At 70.5% G+C, this 18,513-nt stretch carries 24 protein-coding genes and 1 pseudogene; 16 read left to right on the forward strand and 9 right to left on the reverse strand.

Translation table 11 applies throughout. The features are described from left to right. Positions 1-33 precede the first annotated feature (33 nt). Complete coding sequence (locus tag RNB18_RS01175) at positions 34-207, reverse strand: CsbD family protein (RefSeq protein WP_311712235.1); 174 nt, start codon at positions 205-207, stop codon at positions 34-36. A gap of 62 nt (positions 208-269) precedes the next feature. Then, entirely contained in the window at positions 270-419 is a 150-nt protein-coding gene (locus RNB18_RS01180; protein ID WP_057613049.1) for a hypothetical protein, read from the reverse strand. 157 nt (positions 420-576) lie between these two features. Here RNB18_RS01180 and RNB18_RS01185 point away from each other — a divergent pair, with 157 nt between their 5' ends. The 5 genes from RNB18_RS01185 (at position 577) to RNB18_RS01205 (ending at position 2,587) form a co-directional block, all read left to right on the forward strand. Beyond that, positions 577-708 (forward strand): hypothetical protein, encoded by a 132-nt coding sequence (locus RNB18_RS01185; RefSeq protein WP_311712236.1) that lies wholly within the window; start codon positions 577-579, stop codon positions 706-708. Between the two features lie 319 nt (positions 709-1,027). After that, the gene (locus RNB18_RS01190; protein ID WP_311712237.1) at positions 1,028-1,324 is read left to right on the forward strand and encodes a hypothetical protein; all 297 of its coding nucleotides are present in this window, start codon (positions 1,028-1,030) and stop codon (positions 1,322-1,324) included. Between the two features lie 90 nt (positions 1,325-1,414). Next, positions 1,415-1,807, forward strand: coding sequence for an ANTAR domain-containing protein (locus RNB18_RS01195; protein WP_311712238.1), 393 nt, complete (start codon positions 1,415-1,417; stop codon positions 1,805-1,807). A 9-nt stretch (positions 1,808-1,816) separates the two neighbouring features. Beyond that, entirely contained in the window at positions 1,817-2,173 is a 357-nt protein-coding gene (locus RNB18_RS01200) for a PRC-barrel domain-containing protein (RefSeq protein ID WP_311712239.1), read from the forward strand. Between the two features lie 243 nt (positions 2,174-2,416). Then, on the forward strand, positions 2,417-2,587 hold the full coding sequence (locus RNB18_RS01205; RefSeq protein ID WP_394817565.1) for a hypothetical protein: 171 nt from the start codon (positions 2,417-2,419) through the stop codon (positions 2,585-2,587). Positions 2,588-2,764: 177 nt separating this feature from the next. Here RNB18_RS01205 and RNB18_RS01210 read toward each other — a convergent pair whose 3' ends face one another. Continuing rightward, positions 2,765-3,259 carry an Asp23/Gls24 family envelope stress response protein gene (locus RNB18_RS01210; RefSeq protein ID WP_311712240.1) on the reverse strand — a complete coding sequence of 165 codons (495 nt, stop codon included), beginning with the start codon at positions 3,257-3,259 and terminating at the stop codon, positions 2,765-2,767. Between the two features lie 442 nt (positions 3,260-3,701). Here RNB18_RS01210 and RNB18_RS01215 point away from each other — a divergent pair, with 442 nt between their 5' ends. The 4 genes from RNB18_RS01215 to RNB18_RS01230 all read left to right on the forward strand — a co-directional run bounded on the left by RNB18_RS01215 (position 3,702) and on the right by RNB18_RS01230 (position 6,339). After that, complete coding sequence (locus RNB18_RS01215; RefSeq protein ID WP_311712241.1) at positions 3,702-4,127, forward strand: STAS domain-containing protein; 426 nt, start codon at positions 3,702-3,704, stop codon at positions 4,125-4,127. A gap of 104 nt (positions 4,128-4,231) precedes the next feature. Then, positions 4,232-4,795: a hypothetical protein gene (locus RNB18_RS01220; RefSeq protein ID WP_311712242.1), complete on the forward strand. Its 564-nt coding sequence runs from the start codon at positions 4,232-4,234 to the stop codon at positions 4,793-4,795. 91 nt (positions 4,796-4,886) lie between these two features. Next, positions 4,887-5,543 carry an ANTAR domain-containing protein gene (locus tag RNB18_RS01225; RefSeq protein WP_311712243.1) on the forward strand — a complete coding sequence of 219 codons (657 nt, stop codon included), beginning with the start codon at positions 4,887-4,889 and terminating at the stop codon, positions 5,541-5,543. Between the two features lie 79 nt (positions 5,544-5,622). After that, entirely contained in the window at positions 5,623-6,339 is a 717-nt protein-coding gene (locus RNB18_RS01230; protein WP_311712244.1) for a GAF and ANTAR domain-containing protein, read from the forward strand. Here the strand turns inward: RNB18_RS01230 and RNB18_RS01235 are convergent. The 3 genes from RNB18_RS01235 to RNB18_RS01245 form a co-directional block, all read right to left on the reverse strand. Next, complete coding sequence (locus RNB18_RS01235; RefSeq protein ID WP_311712245.1) at positions 6,328-6,765, reverse strand: DUF1003 domain-containing protein; 438 nt, start codon at positions 6,763-6,765, stop codon at positions 6,328-6,330. The genes RNB18_RS01230 and RNB18_RS01235 overlap by 12 nt on opposite strands. A 97-nt stretch (positions 6,766-6,862) precedes the next feature. Next, the gene (locus RNB18_RS53585; RefSeq protein ID WP_394817566.1) at positions 6,863-6,994 is read right to left on the reverse strand and encodes a hypothetical protein; all 132 of its coding nucleotides are present in this window, start codon (positions 6,992-6,994) and stop codon (positions 6,863-6,865) included. Positions 6,995-7,092: 98 nt separating this feature from the next. Beyond that, positions 7,093-7,299 carry a hypothetical protein gene (locus RNB18_RS01245; protein WP_311712246.1) on the reverse strand — a complete coding sequence of 69 codons (207 nt, stop codon included), beginning with the start codon at positions 7,297-7,299 and terminating at the stop codon, positions 7,093-7,095. 105 nt (positions 7,300-7,404) lie between these two features. Here RNB18_RS01245 and RNB18_RS01250 point away from each other — a divergent pair. Further along, positions 7,405-7,809 (forward strand): annotated as a pseudogene (locus tag RNB18_RS01250) (hypothetical protein); the annotation flags it as partial. Positions 7,810-7,814: 5 nt separating this feature from the next. On the opposite strand, the gene RNB18_RS01255 reads toward RNB18_RS01250, so the two are convergent. Continuing rightward, a complete protein-coding gene (locus tag RNB18_RS01255) occupies positions 7,815-8,477 on the reverse strand; it encodes a nucleoside/nucleotide kinase family protein (RefSeq protein WP_311712247.1) in 663 nt (220 codons plus the stop codon). Positions 8,478-8,554: 77 nt separating this feature from the next. Here RNB18_RS01255 and RNB18_RS01260 point away from each other — a divergent pair, with 77 nt between their 5' ends. The 6 genes from RNB18_RS01260 to RNB18_RS01285 all read left to right on the forward strand — a co-directional run bounded on the left by RNB18_RS01260 (position 8,555) and on the right by RNB18_RS01285 (position 15,987). Beyond that, entirely contained in the window at positions 8,555-8,986 is a 432-nt protein-coding gene (locus tag RNB18_RS01260; RefSeq protein WP_311712248.1) for a YybH family protein, read from the forward strand. 43 nt (positions 8,987-9,029) lie between these two features. Then, complete coding sequence (locus RNB18_RS01265; protein ID WP_311712249.1) at positions 9,030-9,767, forward strand: beta-phosphoglucomutase family hydrolase; 738 nt, start codon at positions 9,030-9,032, stop codon at positions 9,765-9,767. Continuing rightward, positions 9,764-12,118 carry a glycoside hydrolase family 65 protein gene (locus tag RNB18_RS01270; RefSeq protein WP_311712250.1) on the forward strand — a complete coding sequence of 785 codons (2,355 nt, stop codon included), beginning with the start codon at positions 9,764-9,766 and terminating at the stop codon, positions 12,116-12,118. Before RNB18_RS01265 ends, RNB18_RS01270 begins: the two co-directional genes overlap by 4 nt. A 131-nt stretch (positions 12,119-12,249) precedes the next feature. Continuing rightward, positions 12,250-13,737 (forward strand): hypothetical protein, encoded by a 1,488-nt coding sequence (locus RNB18_RS01275; protein WP_311712251.1) that lies wholly within the window; start codon positions 12,250-12,252, stop codon positions 13,735-13,737. 110 nt (positions 13,738-13,847) lie between these two features. Further along, entirely contained in the window at positions 13,848-14,702 is an 855-nt protein-coding gene (gene prcB / locus RNB18_RS01280) for a proteasome subunit beta (protein WP_311712252.1), read from the forward strand. 127 nt (positions 14,703-14,829) lie between these two features. Further along, a complete protein-coding gene (locus tag RNB18_RS01285; RefSeq protein WP_394817567.1) occupies positions 14,830-15,987 on the forward strand; it encodes a Nickel transporter NicT in 1,158 nt (385 codons plus the stop codon). 33 nt (positions 15,988-16,020) lie between these two features. Here the strand turns inward: RNB18_RS01285 and RNB18_RS01290 are convergent, their stop codons facing one another. Together RNB18_RS01290 and RNB18_RS01295 are read right to left on the reverse strand one after the other, a co-directional pair. Continuing rightward, positions 16,021-16,980 (reverse strand): hypothetical protein, encoded by a 960-nt coding sequence (locus RNB18_RS01290; protein WP_311712254.1) that lies wholly within the window; start codon positions 16,978-16,980, stop codon positions 16,021-16,023. Between the two features lie 12 nt (positions 16,981-16,992). Further along, complete coding sequence (locus tag RNB18_RS01295; RefSeq protein ID WP_311712255.1) at positions 16,993-18,465, reverse strand: APC family permease; 1,473 nt, start codon at positions 18,463-18,465, stop codon at positions 16,993-16,995. Positions 18,466-18,513: the final 48 nt, after the last annotated feature.

Consider the following 18,513-nt stretch of genomic DNA (forward strand, 5'->3'; position numbering starts at 1 on the left):
GCAAGACGTGGGCACCACCCGGGGCGCCGGTGGTCAGGGCTTGAAGGCGTCCTTGGCCTCGTCGCCGGACTGCTTCAAGTTTCCCGAGACCTGGTCGGTCCTGCCTTCGCGCCGCAGTCGCCTGGTGCGGGTGGTCCGGCCGATGCGTTCGGTGACCCTGCCCTTGAACGCCTGTGTCTTGTGCTTGATGGTCTGTCCGACACTCATGGCCGGCCTCCTGCTTGTCTGGTGAGTGGGTTCCTGCGGGCAGCGCCGAACTCCGGAACGGACTACCGGCGGCGGCCACGGCCGCGCCCGCTCATCGCGAAGCCGGCGATCCAGACGACCAGTAGAACAGCGGCGACCCACCACAGGATCTGCATCGTGAAGCCGAACCCGAAGACCACCAGGATCAGCAGAAGGAGAAGAATCCAGATCATCGCCGGGGCCTCCAGATCGCGGGAATTTCCTTGATTCCGCGGGGTCCGGGCGAAGCGGGGAGGTGGAATGCCGTGCCCCGATGTTCCGGAGCGGCATGGCCCTACGCCGTGTTGCCAGTCAACGCCCGGCAACCTCCCCTGTCAACGTGGTGTCGACATGGGCGAGTTCTGGGAGCTGCGCCGGGGAGAGTGGAGCCTCGGCGGGGGATTCGGCCGGCTCGGTCGGCGCGGCGGCGGCAGGATGTGGTCTTCCCACGACGCGGCGGGCGGCAGGTCGTTGCCCGCGTGAGGCGCATCGGGCTTCGCCGGGATCTCGTGACGAGGCGCGTGCGGGAACGGCCTTGCTCGTGACGCGGCGGGTCCGGCACCGATGCGCGGGGTGCGCCCTCTGGGGAGCGCGTTGGCGGTGCGACGCTGCCGGGGGCCGGGGCGGCACGTCGCACGCCAGCCCTCCTGGCAGTTTCCCGACAGGTGTCAAGTAGCCATCCGTGCCGGGCAGGACGCACTCACGTCGCGCCATATCCGAAGCCGCTGGGCAGGACTAAGCTGTGGGGTGAGGCCCCAGTCCCCGGTATCGATGCCGTGTCCCGCTCTCGGGGAGGCCCACCGTGTTCGTCCTGCTTCTCATGCTCTTCGCCGTTCTGTTCGGCTTCGGCTTCCTCCATCCCATCTGGTGGGTGGCCGCGGCGGTGCTGGCCTACGGTGCCACCCGGCACGGCCGCGGTAATGGTGGAGGCCGGAGCCGTGGCGGCGGTTCCGATCTTGGGGACTATCGAGGCCCCCGGGACTACCAGGACTACCGGGAGCGCCGGGATCGTCAGGACCGCTGGGACCGCCGTTACACCCGCCAGAATCGGGCGCGCCGACGGCGCGAGGAGCGTCGGGAACATGAACACCACAGGTGACCCGTGCGGTGGGCAGACAGCCACGATCCGGGGCCGCTCCCTTCCAGACCTGAGAGGCCGAACGCGAGAACGCGAGAAGAGGTACAGGCCATGCAACGCACAACCGTCCTCCAAGAGGACTGGTGGAACCTGCGGGCCGAGGCCACGTGGGGGAACGCATCGGCGGGGCAGCATCTCGTCGTACTGCGCGCCGAGAACGATCAGCTGCGGCGGGCGCTGGCCGGGCGTGCGGTCATCGACCAGGCTCGCGGCATGGTGATGGTTCTGACACCCTGCAGCCGCGGAGCTGCCAGGAACCTGCTGGTCGACATCTCGCGGCAGTGCGACACCAAACTCCCGGTGGTGGCCGCGGCCCTGGTGGCCGCCTGGGAGGGCAAGCCGCTTCCGGAGCGGATGCAGCGGGCGCTACGTCGTACGGTGCGGCGATTTCACGTGGAGGACCAGGGGCGCGACTCACAACAACCAGGCAAGTCGTCCAGGTAGGGAGAGGTCATGATTCACGCAGCTGACGTCCGGGAATGGCGCAACCGCGATGTCGTCGACGCCGAGTCGCACAAGATCGGTGTCCTGGAGGCGATCTATGTGGACACCACCACCGACGAGCCTGCCATGGCCACGGTACGGACCGGACTGCCCACCCGGCACCGTCTGGTCTTCGTCCCCATTGAGAACGCGATCGTCGGGCCGGACTATGTCAGGGTCGGTTATGTCAGAACGCTGGTGAAGCAGGCCCCTTCGATCGGCACCGACGACGTGTTGCCCGCCGAGCAGGAGGAAGCGGTGTTCAAGCACTACGGACTGCCCTACCAGTCCGGCGCGGCAGGCGAACGGCAACTGGCGCGCCGCTGACCTCCCTCGGAGGCAAGGGGTGCCGTGTTCGCCGAGCCCGACATCGTCGATGGCTGCCGTCCGCTTCGAACACAGACACCGGCGGGGCCGTGACTCATGGTCGCCGTCGGCCTCGGGCCGAGGCCACCCGAGCCCGTTCGGACTCCGCTGGCAGGGCTAGTCGTTGGAGATGTCCAGCAGCAACGGCGGAAGCCCCGCGGAGACGGTCATCTCCGACATCGTGGACATCGTGATTCTGATCCTGTGGATCGCCCTCTACCTGTTCGACGCCAACACCGCCAGCTCTCGGGCTGGTCGCACAACCTGTTCACCATCCAGTCGGACAACTGGCGCACCGTGGTCAACTACGGCCTGCCCGCTGCCGTCTACCTGCTGATCGGTCACGCGGTGGCCGGCCGGGTCAACCGGACCTGACCGCTTCGCCGACGCGCGGCCACGCGCAGGGCATCGAGGCGGGACGGCCGCCCGTGGGCCCCCTCGATGCCCATGCACCGGAGCCTCTGCGCGGCACTGACGGTCCGTGACACGGTCCCCAGTGTCCGGAGACCGCCCCGGGCAGCCGCGTCGCGCCCGTGTCGCCCGGCCAAGGCACTACTGCAGCCGGGCCTCGCGGACCTCCTGCGTGTCCTCGTCCGGCAGGTGCACGTCGTTGACCGCGATGTTCACCTCGACGACTTCCAGACCCGTCATCCGTTCCACCGCCGCGATCACGTTGTCACGGACCTCCGCGGCGAGGTCGGTGATGCTCACCCCGTATTCGACGACGACCTGGAGGTCGATGGCAGTCTGCTTCTCGCCGACCTCGACCTCGACGCCACGCCCCGCGCTCGTATGCCCGCCCGGGACCCGGTCGCGCATCGCGCCCATGGTGCGGACGAACCCGCCGCCCAGCGCGTGGATTCCCGGGACCTCCCGTGCGGCGATGCCGGCGATCTTCTCCACCACCCCGTCGGCGATGGTCGTACGGCCGCGGGTCTCCGGTGGTTCCTGGAGCCGGGGGCGTGCGGCGTGCCGTGTCGTGCCCAGGTTGGTGCGGGGTTCTCCCGGCTCAGGTTTGGGCAGGGTCGAACCGTTCGGTTCCGTCATGCGAAGCCACCTCCTCGGGTGGTGCACGGACTGACGTGCCCGGCGGCCGTCGGCCGCCGCGTTTCGCGTCTCTGGCCCGGTACCGCGCTACGCGTCGGACATGCCCGAGTACGGCGTCACATCGCGGCCACGGTCCGGGCGCCGGGAACAGGCGGGTTACCGCCCCCATCGGACCGCGCCGGGGACTATGCTGCCGTACAGACGTCCCAGACCCCGGCGGCTTGTCGTTGCGCGACACAGATGGCGCGGGGAGCGGGCTCGTGGTCCGTCACCCGGCGCATCCCTGGAGGGAACCGGGTGGTCCTCTGGCCTGCTGTGCGGGCTGTCGGACCGGCCTTGCTCTGCCTCCGCCGAACGTACGCCCTGCCGGGAGCGCCCGCAGGTGGCCGGAACTCCGGCGCCACCGGGCCCGCTGCCGGATGGTCTTCTGAACCGAGGCGTCATGCCCCTGCCGCAGCTCACTGTCTACCGCCATGACCGAAGGACACGGACGCTGATCACCCTGGTCGGTGAGATCGACCTGGAATCGGCGCCCCTGGTGCGTGCGTCCCTGGAGTGGTGCCTGCGCGACGGCATCCGCACCATCGACGTCGACCTCACCCTCGTTACCTTCTGCGACTGCAGCGGACTCAACGCGTTGCTCCACGCTGCGCAGCAGACCAGAGCTGCGGGTGGGACCCTGCGACTGCACCACCCGCCGCCGATACTCGCGCGTATCGTCCGCCTCGCCGATTGCGGGTTCCTGTTCCCCGGTTCTCAGTTCGTCCCCCTGCCACCTTCTGGCAGCGGCACCCCGGTCGCGCCCCTTCCCGCCCCGCCGCACCGGTCTGCCCCCCTTGCGCCTGTCCTCTCGGGTGATGTCCGATGACGGCCGGGCCCAGGCGGGGACTGTCACGGAAGCCGGGGGACGGCGAGCGCTGCGCCGAAACTCCGGTGCGGTTGCGTCAGTTGGACCGTCGGATGGTGGACGGCATGCGTGAGGATCTGGCGGATCTGTACGTGGACTCCCGTGCAACGGCGCCAGGTGACGCGTACCGCCGTCCCGGCCGCCAGGACTTCCTGAACCGTGTCACCGCGGACATGGGCCGGCCGGGATTCGCCATGGTGATCGCCGAGTCGGACGGCCTGATGGGATGCGCCTTCGGATTCCCGGTGCGGGGCGACGGCTCGTGGTGGCTCGGCTTTGACGGAGTAATGCCGCGCAGCGTCGGGCAACTCACGGTGTCCGGCAGGGCCTTCGCGTTCAGCGACATCCTGATCCGCCCCCACCCACAGGACCGGCGCCTGGCCCGTCGCGTGCAGGAGCGGCTGCTGACCGACCACCAGGCCTCGCTCGGTGCCACCTTGGTGGACGGGGCCGATCACGCTGCTCTCGCCGCGCTCCGCTCCTGGGGGTGGCTGGACGTCGGAGAGCTTCGCAGGCCACTGGGCGCCGCCACGTTCCGCGCGCTGGTGTTTCCCGCCGGGGAACATACCGCGGCGAGTCTGGAGGGCCTTGTCACGATGCCGGCAGGCGGTGGTCCGGGTGGGCCCTGAGAACCGGTCGGCGCGGATTCGGATGCTGGTGGCGGAGCAGGCGGCACGACGCGGTGCCCGAGTCGGTGTGGTGGATGTGTGCACTGCGGCCGTGGCCGCGCTGCCGGTCGTCGGGGCCGGTGTGTCGGCGATGTCCAGGACCGCGCCGAGCCATCCGCTGTGCAGCACCGACAGCGTCAGCGAGCAACTGGAAGAGCTCCAGCTCACGCTGGGCGAGGGGCCCTGCGTGGACGCCTTCCTGCACGGCTCGGCCGTGCTGGCACCCGATCTGCTCACCTGTGACCTGCAGGACCGCTGGATGGTGTTTGCCGAGGCGGCCCTGGAAGCCGGGGCCCGCGCGGTGTTCGCGCTCCCTCTGCAGATGGGGGCGATCAGCCCGGGAGTCCTGGACCTGTACGCCCGCGTTCCGGTCCGGTTGAACGCGGAGGAACTGGCGGACGCGCTGGCGTTCGCCGATCTCGCGACGCTGGTGCTGCTCGATGCGCGAATCGACGAGACGGGCGGACCGCGTGATGGCCCCGTCGAGGACCTGGGTGCGTACCGGGCGGAGATCGACCAGGCCAGCGGGATGATCACGGTCCAGCTCGGTGTCGGCATCGAAGAAGCCTTCGTCCGGCTCCGCTCCCACGCCTACGCGCAGGGACGCCGATTGGGCGACGTGGCCGCGGACGTGGTGGCCCGTCGCCTGCGTTTCCCGCCGGACGCGGAGCCGGACGCGGAGCCGGACCAGGCCGGGGAGGACCCCTGACGCATTGGTGCCGATCGAGGAACGCGCCGTACTTCCCGCCCCTTCGGGCCGGGACTAGTCTCAATCGAGGGTGCCCACGATGGATGAACAGCTCCTGTCCAAGACTTTCGTCGAGCTGGCCGACAACCTGGTCGCCGACTTCGACCTCATCGACTTCCTGCGCCTGCTGACCGACCGCTGCGTCGGCATGCTCGACGCGAGCGCCGCCGGGGTGCTGCTCGCCGACCGGGACGGCAAACTCCGCGTCATGGCCGCCTCCGACGAACAGGTGCGTGTGCTGGAGCTCTTCCAGCTCCAGAACGACGAGGGCCCCTGCCTCACGTGTTTCCGCACCGGCGCACCGGTGATCGTCCCCGACCTGACCCGGGAGATCGACCGCTGGCCGCGCTTCGTCACGGCTGCTCACCGCGGGGGATTCGGCGCCGTCCAGGCCCTGCCCATGCGCCTGCGGGAGGAGACCGTGGGCGCCCTGAACCTCTTCCGGGCCGCGCCCGGCCCCTTCGACCCGCCCGCCACCCTCGTCGCCCAGGCGCTGGCCGACGTCGCCACCATCAGCCTGCTGCAACAACGCACCACCGAGCGCAGCACCGTGCTGAACGAACAGTTGCAGGCCGCCCTGAACAGCCGGGTACTGATCGAACAGGCCAAGGGGAAGCTCGCCGAACGCCAGGGCATCGACATGGAGCGGGCGTTCACCGCGCTGCGCGGCTACGCCCGCTCCCACAACCGTCGCCTGGCCGACGTGGCCCGCGCCTTCATCGACGACTCCGAACCCCTCGCCGGTCTAGGAGCCTGACCCGCTCCCCGGTGGGGCCCCGTTACTGCTCTGCCCGTCCTCGATCAGACGGCGGTGCAGCTCCGTGGTCATGAGGTGGATCGCTCGCGTCAGCTCGGTGTTGGTCCTGAGCTCCAACTCCTGCTCGACGAAATCGTGGTCGGCCTTGATCTGCTGGAAGGCCGCCTGCCGGTTCTGACCGATCATGACGAACGTGGAGAGGAAGATCGCCTCCAGCGACACGACGAGCGTCAACGTGGGCCAGGGGCTGCTCTCGACCGAAAGCATCCAGACCGCGAACGCGACGGCGTGGAGGTAGACGAACGGCATCGAACCGGCGAACTTGGTGATGGCGTCGGCGATCCGCAACTGGACATCCCCGGCACGGCTGTTGCGGTGCGCAACCACTGCGGGGTGATGCATGACCCGGCTGTCCTGCTCGCTCATCGCGGCGCGCCTCTCGCGTCTCGGGGCTCGCGGGGCACCGCCGACCACGGGCTACGGCCCCCGCGCGTCCCTGGAGCCTAACCGCAAGCCTCCGCCATCACCGGGTCGCGTAGGCGCGCACAGGTGCGGCGATCAGCCGGGAGACCTGCATCTGCCAGAGACTGAGCTGCAGGCCGATGCGGTTCTGCGTCATCGCGCAGATGAACCGCGTGTAGCAGAAGAACCGCATGCAGAGGATCCGCCGTTCGCGTTCGGGCAGGGCCCGCAGCAGCGGGCGGAGCGCCTCACGGTTGCCCTGGGCAGAGGGCGGAGGCGCAGCACTGGTCTTCAGGGCGCAGACAGTGGACGCACCACCCGTCGTCCCAGACCGAACTCCTCGGCCCCGTCGTTACTGACGACCGCAACGCTTCCCGCAGGGACCCCAGGCAGCGTGGCCACGCGGGACGCCAACGCCAGCAGATCCCCTTCGCCGGCTCCGGTGACGACGAAGACGTAGACGTCCCCGTCTTCCTCTCCCTCATCGAAGACTTCCACGTCACCTTGGTCTTCGAGATTGGACTGGGAGTCCTCGACCTCCTCGATCCAGGGAAAAGGGGTAGGAGCCGTCCGGCAGGTCGGGCGTCGGCAGCAACGGCAGGTGGATCAGGGCGGCGCCGTGCGGCCCAGGGGCACGTGATGTCCGCGGGCACCCTGCGGCTGACGCACCCCGAGGCGCAGGGCGTGGACCACTTCGACGCCCGCTCGGAGACGACCCAGGAGCAGGCGGCGTTCGCGCTGGCCGCCGACCCCCGCGGGTACGGCAACCCCGACGAGGGCTGGCGCCACCTGGTCAGCTCCACCGCGCTGGAGGCCGGCCCCGTCCCGGACGCCCCGGACGACCTGCACGCCTTCGCCGTGCGCTACGGACCCGGGGGCACCTTCGCGGCCACCTTCGAGCGCGAGGGCGCCGGCCTCACGGTGCACACCGAAGCGTTCACCGCACGCATCGGCGACCGGGCGGGCGACGCTCACGGTGAGCCGGAACTGACGCTGTCCGCCTGCTGAAAGGCCTACGCCCGGGTGTCGACGCGCGGCAGCGTCGCCACCGGCACCACCAGGTCGGCCCGGTCCCGGGTCGCCGCCACCAGCTCCGCGTTGCGCTGGTCCGAGCGCAGCACCCACGCCGACGCCTCCTCGTGGGTCTTGCCGAACTCCTCGTGCCGGGCGACCAGCCGGCGCAGCCGCTCGTCCTCGTCCAGCGCGCAGAACCACACCTCGTCCAGAGCAGGCCGGACCCGCGTCCAGGCACCGGTGCCGAGCAACAGGTAGTTCCCCTCGGTCACGATCAGACGGGCCGTCGGAGGCACCGGGATCGCCCCGGCGATCGGCTGCTCCAGCACCCGCTCGAAACCCGGCGCGTACACCACCTCGCCGCCTGTCTCCTCACGCAACCGCCGCAGCAGGGCCGCGTACCCGCCCGCGTCGAAGGTCTCGGGCGCGCCCTTGCGGTCACGCAGACCGAGCCGGTCCAGCTCCACGTCGGCGAGGTGGAAGCCGTCCATGGGGACGTGCGCCACCCAGGGCTCCCCGGAGCCGTTCAGCGCCCGCACCAGATGCTCGGCGAGGGTCGTCTTGCCCGAGCCGGGGGGACCGGCGATACCCAGGATGGCCCGCCCCTCGGGTCCGGCGAGGGAACGGGCGCGGGTCAGGAGGTCGTCGAAGGTCAGCGGCACATGCCGAGTGTGTCATTCGTCGACCACAGGTCGGCCAGGCACCCTGGAGGGCGGAAGGTGAGAAAGGAGGCCCAGCCGTGCCCCAGGACTTCGACGACCTCTACGCCTCCGACGCCTCCGACGACGAGGCGCAGATCCGCGCCCTGATCACCGGGTGGGCCGCGGCCGTCCACCGCGGCGACCTCGCCGGCGTGATCGCCGACCACGCCCAGGACCTCGTGATGTTCGACGTGCCACCGCCCCACCACGGCATTCGGGGCCTCGCCGCCTACCGTGCGGCCTGGCCGCCCTTTTTCGCGTGGCAGGCACAGGGGGCCTGCTTCGACATCGAGTCCCTCGACATCACCGCCGGCTCCGACGTGGCCTACGCCCACGCCCTGGTGCGCTGCGCCACTCCGGAGGAACTCGCCGAACATCCCGGATTCCGGCTCAGGCTCACCTTCGGTCTGCGCAAGGAGCGCGGTCGCTGGCTGGTGGCCCACGAGCACCACTCCTTCCCGCACGACTGAATCCGCCTGTTGGCGCAGCGCCTCGCAGGGAACCGGGTTCTGTATGACGGAGCTCGGTCTGCCAGAAGAGATCAAGGCCTGCCTGTTCGACCTCGACGGGGTCGTCACCAGGACGGCCGTCGTGCACGCGGCTGCCTGGAAGGAGATGTTCGACGCGTTCCTGCGTGAACGCGAGGGCGAGGACTTCCGGCCCTTCGACGACCACGACTACGACGAGTACGTCGACGGTCTGCCGCGGGCGGACGGCGTGCGTACCTTCCTCGCCTCCCGCGGCATCGAACTGCCGGACGGGAATCCGGACGATCCGCCGGGCGCGGAGACGGTCCAAGGCCTCGGCAACCGCAAGAACGCCCTCGTCCTGGAGAAGATCCGCACCGACGGAGTCGAGGCCTACGACGACACCCTGACCTACATCCGGGCGGCCCGCGCACAAGGTCTGCGCACCGCGATCGTCTCCTCCAGCGCCAACTGCCGTGACGTGCTGCGCGCGATCGACGCCGAGGACCTCTTCGACGTACGTATCGACGGCGTGGTCGCGGCCGAGCGGCACCTGCCCGGCAAGCCGCACCCCGACACCTTCCTCGCCGCCGCCCAGGACCTGGGCCTGGACGCACCCCGGTCCGCCGTCTTCGAGGATGCCCTCGCCGGCATGGACGCGGGCCGCGCGGGCGGCTTCGGATACGTCGTCGGCCTGGACCGCGTGGGACAGACCGACGCCCTCTACGAGCACGGCGCCGACGTCGTCGTGAAGGGCCTCGCCGAACTGGGAGGCCCCGCGTGATCACCCACCGCTCCTACAGCGTCGAGCCCTGGGCCGTCCGCGAGACCTCCCTCAACCTCGACGTCCTGGCGCAGAGCGAGTCCGTGTTCGCCCTGTCCAACGGCCATGTCGGCTGGCGTGGCAACCTCGACGAGGGCGAACCGCACGGCCTGCCCGGCTCCTACCTCAACGGCGTCCACGAACTGCATCCGCTGCCGTACGCCGAGGCCGGATACGGCTATCCGGAGTCCGGCCAGACCGTCATCGACGTCACCAACGGCAAGATCGTGCGGCTCCTCGTCGACGACGAGCCCTTCGACCTGCGCTACGGCCGTCTCGTCGCCCACGAACGCACCCTCGACCTGCGCCGGGGCGTCCTCGAGCGGTCCTGCGAGTGGATCTCACCGGCGGGATCGCGGATACGGGTGCGTTCGACCCGGCTCGTCTCGCTCACCCAGCGGGCGGTCGCCGCCGTGGCCTACGAGGTGGAGCCCGTCGACAGCCGCACCCGCGTGGTGATCCAGTCCGAGCTCGTCACCAACGAGAGCCTGCCCGGGGCGAACGGCGACCCGCGCGCCGCCAAGGCCCTGAAATCGCCGCTGGAACACGAGGAGGGCTTCGCCGACGGCACCCGTCTGCGGCTGGTGCACCGCACCCGGCACAGCGGGCTGAGGGTCGCCGTGGCCGCCGACCACGTCGTCGAAGGACCCGAACGCACCACCACGAACAGCGAGGAGACGGTGGACCTGGCCCGGCTGACCGTCACCTCCGTCCTGGAGCCGGGACAGCGGCTGCGGCTGGAGAAGCTCGTCGCCCACGGCTGGTCCGGGGCCCGCTCCCGGCCCGCGATGAGCGACCAGGTCGACGCGGCCCTGGCGGCCGCGGCCCACAGCGGCTGGGACGGACTCCTGGACGAACAGCGCGGCTACCTCGACGACTTCTGGGCCCGCGCCGACGTCGAGGTCGACGGCGACGAGGAGATCCAGCAGGCCGTCCGCTTCGCCCTCTTCCATGTGCTCCAGGCAGGCGCCCGCGCGGAGCAACGGGCCATTCCCGCCAAGGGACTGACCGGGTCCGGCTACGACGGCCACGCCTTCTGGGACACCGAGACCTTCGTCCTGCCCCTGCTCACCTACACCGAGCCCGGCGCCGTCTCCGAGGCCCTGCGCTGGCGGCAGCACACCCTGCCGGCCGCCCGCGACCGCGCCGCCCAGCTCGGCCTGAACGGCGCCGCGTTCCCCTGGCGGACCATCGAGGGCTCGGAGGGATCGGCCTACTGGCCCGCCGGTACCGCCGCCTTCCACGTCAACGCCGCCGTCGCGGACGCCGTGGTGCGCTACACCGAGGCCACCGGGGACACGGACTTCGAACGCGACACCGGCGTCGAACTCCTCGTGGAGACGGCCCGGCTGTGGCGCTCGCTCGGTCACCACGACCACCACGGCGTCTTCCACATCGACGGCGTCACGGGCCCCGACGAGTACAGCGCGATCGCCGACGACAACACGTACACCAACCTCATGGCCCGCGCGAACCTCCTCGCGGCCGCCGACGCCTGCGCCCGCCATCCGGAACAGGCCGCCGCACTCGGCGTGGACGACGAGGAGAGCGCCGCCTGGCGGGACGCGGCCGAGGCCGTGCACATCCCCTACAACGACGAACTGGGTGTGCACGAGCAGCACGCGGGCTTCACCCGGTACCAGCAGTGGGACTTCGACGGCACCCGCGCCGACCAGTACCCGCTGATGTTGCACTTCCCCTACTTCGACATCTACCGCAAACAGGTCGTCAAGCAGGCGGACCTGGTGCTGGCGATGTACCTGTGCAGCGGCTGGTTCGAGGAGTTCCACGACGAGGAGCAGATCGCCCGCAACTTCGCCTACTACGAGCCCCTGACCGTACGGGACTCCTCGCTGTCGGCCTGCGTCCAGGCGGTCGTCGCCGCCCGCGCCGGACACCTGTCCCTCGCGTACGCCTACACGGCGGAGGCGGCGCTGATGGATCTCGCCGACCTGGAGAACAACACCCGCGACGGACTCCACATCGCCTCCCTCGCCGGCACCTGGACGGCCCTCGTCGCCGGATTCGGCGGTCTGCGCCGTGACCGCGACTCCCTCCGCTTCGCGCCCCGGCTGCCCGAGCGGTTCAGCCGCCTCGCCTTCAACCTTCAGCTCCTCGGGCGCTGTCTGCGGGTGGAGATCGGCCCGGACAAAGCGACGTACACCCTGATGGCGGGCGCTCCTTTGACGATCCGCCACCACGGCGCCGCCCTGACCGTCAACGGCGACGGCCCGGTCGTGCGCCCCGTCCCACCACCGCGGGACCGCCCGGCTCCGGGCCAGCCGGCACATCGCAGCCCGCACGCCCGCTGACCCCGAGGGCGTGATCCGGACACGCGCCACTTGGCCGAACTCCACCCTGCACCCCCTGCTGCCGCGGGTTACTTTGTCCATGTTTTGTCATGGATCGGGTGCCCGCGGCACACGGGAGTGAGGGGTGGCGGATGGCGCACGGCGACAGCGCCCTGCTTGTCGGCCGGCGACGGCGTACGTCATCGCTCGCCTTCGGCGCGTCCCGGCGGGACGGAGGCGCCCGGCCGATCGCCGCGGTGGCCGCCGCCTTCACCCTGGCCCAACTCGTTCTCGTCCGCCCCGGCATGGGCCTCGGCTGGGACGAGACCGTCTACGTCAGCCAGGTCGGCGTGCAGGCCCCGGCCGCCTTCTTCAGCGCCCCGCGCGCCCGCGGCGTCTCGCTGCTGGTGGCGCCGATCGCGAGCTGGTCGACCTCGACCGAACTCCTGCGCGTCTACCTCGCCGTGCTGTCCGGCCTCGGCCTCTACCTGGCCTTACGCGCCTGGCGCGGCCTCTTCCCGGTCCGCGTCCTCGCCGTCGGCGGCGCTCTGTTCGCCTCCCTGTGGATCACTCTGTTCTACGGTCCCCAGGCCATGCCCAACTACTGGGTCGCCGTCGGCGCTCTGGGCGCGGTCGGCTGTTTCTTGCGGGCCCGTCAGAACCCGAGGGCACTGTGGGGCGTCGTGGCGGGCGCCGCGCTCATGGCGTGGATGCGGCCCACCGACGCCGTCTGGGTCACCCTCCCGCTGCTCGTCGCCGCAGCCGTCGGCCGCCGTCCGCGGTCCGCCCTCGCCCTCGTGGCCGGACTGGTGGCGGGCGGTGCGCAGTGGGTGATCGAGGCGTACGTCAGCTACGGCGGCCTGGCCGAGCGTCTGCACGAGGGCTCCCGCATCCAGGGCGGCCTCGGCCCGCAGTTGGCCGTCGACGACCAGCTGCGCAGCCTGGGCGGCCGGAGCCTGTGCCGCCCGTGCACCGGGCCGCTGCCGGACCCCGCCGTCATGGCCTGGTGGGCCGTACTCCCGCTGCTGGCCGCCGTCGGGCTCGCGGTCGCGGTCCGGGCAGGCCGCACGCGAGGCTCCCTCGTCCCGCTGTCCTGTGCCGCGACAGCCGCCGTGCCCTACCTCTTCCTGATCGGATACGCGGCTCCCCGTTTCCTGCTGCCCGCCTACGCCCTGCTCGCGATCCCGGTCGCCGACGCGCTGTTCCATCTGGCGACCACCCCGTCGGGCCGGTGGCGTCCGGTCGCGGCGGCGCTGCTCGGGATCGGACTGACGGGGCATCTGGCGGTGCAGTACGCCGTGCTGGAGCGCGCGGTGCACCGCACCACGCGCGACCACCGCGACTGGGCTCGTACCGCGACCGAGCTGAACCGCCTCGGGGTGCGCCCGCCCTGTCTGCTCACCGGCCATCTGTCGATCCCCGTCGCGTACTACGCCGGGTGCACCTCGGCGGCCGCGTTCGGCCCCAACACCAACAGCACCGAGTCCGGGATCGTCGGGGCGTCCCGCCGTATGCCGGTCGCCGTCCTCACCCGCCCCGGCGGTTCGCCACCCGCCTACGCCCGCGACTGGCACACCCTGCCCGCCGCCGGGATGGACATCCACGTCGCGCCGAAGGTGAGCGGGCACGGCCCGGCATGACGTCCGAGCAGATCGGCGTCGCCCCTCACCAAGCCAAGGGCAACCAACGTTTCCGGCCCCCGTGTCTCTGGTAGGACTTCGGGTGTCTGCCCGAGGCGAGGGGGAGTGCCATGACGTGGAACGAGAACGGCGGACGGTTAGGAGAGGAGTTCTTCACTCCGGGCTCCTCGTCCTTCACCGAGTTCCTGGCGGCCCACCGCCCCGAACTGCTCAGCACCCGCCATGTCCTGCCCGACGGTGTGCGGGCGGCAGCGGATCAAGTGCCGCACGGCACCACCGTGCTGGCCCTCTCCTACCGCGACGGCGTCCTTATCGCCGGTGACCGCAGGGCCACCATGGGCAACCTCATCGCCCAGCGCGACCTGGAGAAGGTGCACCCCGCCGACGACCACACGGCGGTCGCCTTCGCCGGCACCGTCGGACTCGCCCTCGACATGGTCAAGCTGTACCAGGTCGAACTGACGCACTTCGAGAAGATCGAGGGTGTCGCCATGACCCTCGACGGCAAGGCACGGCGGTTGGCCGGCATGATCCGGCAGAACCTCGGCCAGGCCATGCAGGGCCTCGCCGTGGTCCCCCTCCTCACCGGCTACGACCCCTCCGCGCCCGAGGGCGAACGCGGCCGCATCTTCAGCTTCGACATCGCCGGCGGACTCTACGAGAAGACCGGCTTCCACGCCGAGGGCTCCGGATCGCCGTACGCCAGAGGCGCCCTGAAGAAACTGTTCCGCAAGGGACTCGACCGCCGCGAGGCCGCCCTCGCCGCGCTCCAGGCGCTGTGGGACGCGGCCGACGACGACTCCGCGACCGGCGGCCCCGACATCAACCGCCGGATCTTCCCCATCGTCTCCGTCATCACCGAGGACGGCTTCGAGCGACTGTCCGAGCCGGAGACCGAGGCCCTGAGCCGCGAGATGGTCGAGCAGCGCAGCAACCGGCCGGACGGGCCGAACGCGACGCCCTGACAAGGCACTTTCCCCAGTCGTGGGGAAGACCTGTCACGGGCTTTACTGCACATGACTTGCAGGTGCCGGAGGATGGCACAAGGCTGCTGATCGCGGCCGTGCCCACCGAAGAAGGATCCTCCGCCCGATGACGGCCGCCCCTGACTCCGCTCCGTCCCTCCTCCCCGCCGCCGGGCCCGCGAGGGGTTCGGTATGGCACCGCGTCCGTGGCTCCATGACGCGGCAGGAGTGGGTCAGGGCGGGCGGCATGGCCGCGGTCGTGGTGGCACTGCACGTGATCGGCTGGTTCACCCTCGTCGCCATCGTCGCCCCGCACCACTACGGCGTCGGCGAGAAGTCCTTCGGTATCGGCATCGGCGTGACCGCCTACACGCTCGGGATGCGGCACGCCTTCGACGCCGACCACATCGCGGCGATCGACAACACCACCCGCAAACTGATGGGGGAGGGGCAGCGGCCGCTGTCCGTCGGCTTCTGGTTCTCGCTCGGCCACTCCAGCGTCGTCTTCGTCCTGGCGCTGCTGCTCTCGCTCGGCGTGAAAGCCCTCGCGGGACCCGTCCGCGACGACGACTCCCGCCTCCACGACATGACCACGCTGATCGGTACGACTGTCTCGGGCGTGTTCCTCTATCTGATCGCAGCGGTCAACCTGGTCGTCCTGGTGGGCATCTGGAAGGTGTTCCGACGGATGCGCTCCGGCCGCTACGACGAGGCCGCGCTGGAGGAGCAGCTGAACAACCGCGGCTTCATGAACCGCCTGCTCGGCCGCGTCATGAAGTCGATCACCAAGCCCTGGCAGATGTACCCCCTCGGCCTCCTGTTCGGCCTGGGCTTCGACACGGCGACGGAGATCGCCCTGCTGGTCCTGGCCGGGTCGGGCGCGGCCTCCGGACTGCCCTGGTACGCGATCCTCACCCTGCCGGTCCTCTTCGCCGCCGGCATGTCCCTCCTCGACACGATCGACGGCTCCTTCATGAACTTCGCCTACGGCTGGGCGTTTTCGCAGCCGGTCCGCAAGGTCTACTACAACCTCACGGTCACCGGCCTGTCCGTCGCGGTGGCCCTCCTCATCGGCACGGTCGAACTCCTGGGCCTGCTCGCCGGGAAACTCGGTCTGCACGGCCCCTTCTGGGACTGGATCAGCGGCCTCGACCTCAACCTCCTGGGTTTCGTCATCGTGGGGTTGTTCTTCGCCACGTGGGTCGTCGCGCTGGTGGTGTGGAAGGTCGGCCGGATCGAGGAGAAGTGGACGGCGGGGTTGGCGGGGGAACGGGCCGGCGGCTGACCCGTCTGGTGGTGCGCGCCTCGTCGGACACGCTCAGACCCGCACCTTGAACTCCTTGCGCCACTTCGTGAACTCGCGCTCCGGGTCCCCGGTGTAGGACCACGGCGTACGGGTGCCCCGGCGGTCCAGCATCTCCAGGAGTGGCAGGGCGATCTCATGGAGCCCCGCGTGGCAGGCCGCGTGGGTCAGATAGTTGAGGTCGCGCAGCTCACCCGGGGCCACCGTGTGGTCGGTGCGGCCCACGATCCAGCGCTGCCAGGTGCGCCGTACGTCGCTGACGGCCCCGTCGTTCTTCCAGTGCTGCCCCAGCCCCACGGACGTCCGCCTGTCCTCGGCCGCGTCCGCCGCGGCCCGGTACTCCTCGACCCGCGCGTACTGCACCAGCACGGGCAGCGCGCATCCCGGTGGTGCCACCCCGGCCGCGTCGCGGGCGAAGTCGTACATCAGGCCGTGCGAGCCGTGCCAGCGGGACGAGTAGTAGTGCAGCACCTGGAGGTGGCCCTCGACGCTGTACGGGTCACGTCCGTGCAACTCGTCCCACCAGCGCCCCAGCTCCTGCCGCCGCACCCCGGCCGGGTACAGCCGCGCCACCGAGATCAGGGAGATCCACGGCGTCGGATCGTCCACGAAAGCCTCGGCAGCCTGCAGACAGGCCATCACCGCGGCGTCGATGCGGCGCTGGTCGATCGGCGCACCCCGGCCCGCGGCGATGGCCAGGTTGAACGCCCTGGCCGTCTCCGTGGCCGCCCGCAGCACCAGCGCGTCACCGTTGTGCGGCTCGGCCGCCAGCCATGACTCCACCGTCGAACTGCCCGCGCAGGCCTGGGCGAGCGTCCGCACCCGGTGCCCCCGCGAGAGCCACTCGGGCCCGGTGGCGCGCAACAGCTCCCGCAGGCCCTGCCAGCGGCCGATGACGATGTCCTGGCGGGCGGTGGTCAGCGGGACGTCCCCGCAGTCGGGGTCGAACTCGGGGGCGAAACGGTCTCTCGCCATCGCACAAACCCCTCAGAAGTCGGTGGGGAGACCGTCGTGGACGAGCGAAGGCCCGGATGCCCCGCCGTCGGGAACGTAGTCCGCCTCGACAGTACGGCTCGCGTCAAGCCTCGCGGGCCGGTAGTAGTCGCTGCCCCGCCTCCAGTACCAGAGCATCGGGATCAGGCCCACCGCGAGCCCGCCGACGCCGATCGTGATCGCGGCCGTGCTCAGCTCGCCCAGCGACTCGACGAATATCCAGAACATGAACAGGGAGCCCAGCAACGGCCACAGCCCGCCGAGCAGGAAGTCGGCCGGGGACTTCAGCAGCATCTTGCGGTACGCGACCACGACCGCGAGGCCGCTCAGGCCGTAGTAGACGGCGATCTGCAGCCCGATCGCCGAGATCGCGTCGGAGAGGATGTCGCCCACCGAGCCCAGGGCGTTGGAGGCGATGAACATCATCAGCGCCACCGCGCCGACCACCACGATCGCCACCCACGGCGTGTTCCAGCGGCGGTGCACCCGGCCCAGCGCGGACGGCATCGTGCGGTCCCGGCCCATCGCGAACAGCGAGCGCGTGACCTGGATCAGCGTGGTCTCCAGCGTGGCGATGGTCGACAGCATCACCGCGACGATCAGCAGCTTGCCGCCCCAGCCGGGCCAGACCTCCTCACCGAGCACGGCGAGCACGTTGGCGTCGTTGTCCTCGATCTGCTTCGAGGTGAGGATGACGTTCACCGCGATGGTGAACACCTCGAAGAGCAGGAAGACGATGCCGACCCCGATGAGTCCCGCGAGTCCCGTCGTGCGGCGGCTGTTGCGGGTCTCCTCGCTCAGGTTGCTGGTGACGTCCCAGCCCCAGTAGTAGAACGCGGCGATCAGCGCCCCCGAGGCGAAGCCCTGCATGCCGTCGAAGTGGCCGAAGCCGAGCCAGGACCATTCGAAGGCGCGCGCGTTGCCCGTGTGGAAGAACGCGAGCACCGCGAACAGGGCCAGTATCGCGAGCTCCACACCGGACATGACGAGCTGGGCGCGCACGGTCAGCCGGGCACCGCCGAGCACCACGAGCAGCATCAGCACGAACCAGGCCGCGCCCACGACGGTCGACAGCGCGGTGTTGTCCGCGAGGTCCTGGTCGAAGAGGGCCAGCGTCATCGAACCGGCGGGCAGCGAGCCGGCCACCATGAAGATGGTCGCCGAGATCACCAGCGCCCAGCCGCTGACGAAGCCGAGAAAGGGGTGGAGCGTGCGGCCCACCCAGGAGTAACTGGCGCCCGCGTTGACGTCGATCCGGCCGAGATAGCTGAACGCGAGCGCGATGCCCAGCATGGGTATCGCGCAGTACAGCAGAGCCGCCGGACTGGCCAGGCCCACCGAGCCGACCAGGACCGCGGTGGTCGCGGCGATCGAGTACGCCGGCGCGCTGCCTGCGACGGCCATCACCACGGTGTCGAAGGTACCGAGGGCATTGGCCTGCAGCCCTCTGCCCCTGCTGATGCTCATGGTTGCGCTGCTTTCCGTAGGGCACGACGCACGGCGAAGGGGGACCGT

The sequence above is a fragment of the Streptomyces doebereineriae genome (genome assembly GCF_031845645.1).
Lineage (GTDB): Bacteria > Actinomycetota > Actinomycetes > Streptomycetales > Streptomycetaceae > Streptomyces > Streptomyces canus.

Coding starts and splice junctions, on each gene's coding strand:
- RNB18_RS01175 (WP_311712235.1), bottom strand. CDS start 207: ATGAGTGTCGGACAGACCATCAAGCACAAGACACAGGCGTTCAAGGGC.
- RNB18_RS01180 (WP_057613049.1), bottom strand. CDS start 419: ATGATCTGGATTCTTCTCCTTCTGCTGATCCTGGTGGTCTTCGGGTTC.
- RNB18_RS01185 (WP_311712236.1), top strand. CDS start 577: ATGGGCGAGTTCTGGGAGCTGCGCCGGGGAGAGTGGAGCCTCGGCGGG.
- RNB18_RS01195 (WP_311712238.1), top strand. CDS start 1,415: ATGCAACGCACAACCGTCCTCCAAGAGGACTGGTGGAACCTGCGGGCC.
- RNB18_RS01200 (WP_311712239.1), top strand. CDS start 1,817: ATGATTCACGCAGCTGACGTCCGGGAATGGCGCAACCGCGATGTCGTC.
- RNB18_RS01210 (WP_311712240.1), bottom strand. CDS start 3,259: ATGACGGAACCGAACGGTTCGACCCTGCCCAAACCTGAGCCGGGAGAA.
- RNB18_RS01215 (WP_311712241.1), top strand. CDS start 3,702: ATGCCCCTGCCGCAGCTCACTGTCTACCGCCATGACCGAAGGACACGG.
- RNB18_RS01220 (WP_311712242.1), top strand. CDS start 4,232: ATGCGTGAGGATCTGGCGGATCTGTACGTGGACTCCCGTGCAACGGCG.
- RNB18_RS01230 (WP_311712244.1), top strand. CDS start 5,623: ATGGATGAACAGCTCCTGTCCAAGACTTTCGTCGAGCTGGCCGACAAC.
- RNB18_RS01235 (WP_311712245.1), bottom strand. CDS start 6,765: ATGAGCGAGCAGGACAGCCGGGTCATGCATCACCCCGCAGTGGTTGCG.
- RNB18_RS53585 (WP_394817566.1), bottom strand. CDS start 6,994: ATGCGGTTCTTCTGCTACACGCGGTTCATCTGCGCGATGACGCAGAAC.
- RNB18_RS01265 (WP_311712249.1), top strand. CDS start 9,030: ATGACGGAGCTCGGTCTGCCAGAAGAGATCAAGGCCTGCCTGTTCGAC.
- RNB18_RS01275 (WP_311712251.1), top strand. CDS start 12,250: ATGGCGCACGGCGACAGCGCCCTGCTTGTCGGCCGGCGACGGCGTACG.
- prcB (WP_311712252.1), top strand. CDS start 13,848: ATGACGTGGAACGAGAACGGCGGACGGTTAGGAGAGGAGTTCTTCACT.
- RNB18_RS01285 (WP_394817567.1), top strand. CDS start 14,830: ATGACGGCCGCCCCTGACTCCGCTCCGTCCCTCCTCCCCGCCGCCGGG.
- RNB18_RS01290 (WP_311712254.1), bottom strand. CDS start 16,980: ATGGCGAGAGACCGTTTCGCCCCCGAGTTCGACCCCGACTGCGGGGAC.
- RNB18_RS01295 (WP_311712255.1), bottom strand. CDS start 18,465: ATGAGCATCAGCAGGGGCAGAGGGCTGCAGGCCAATGCCCTCGGTACC.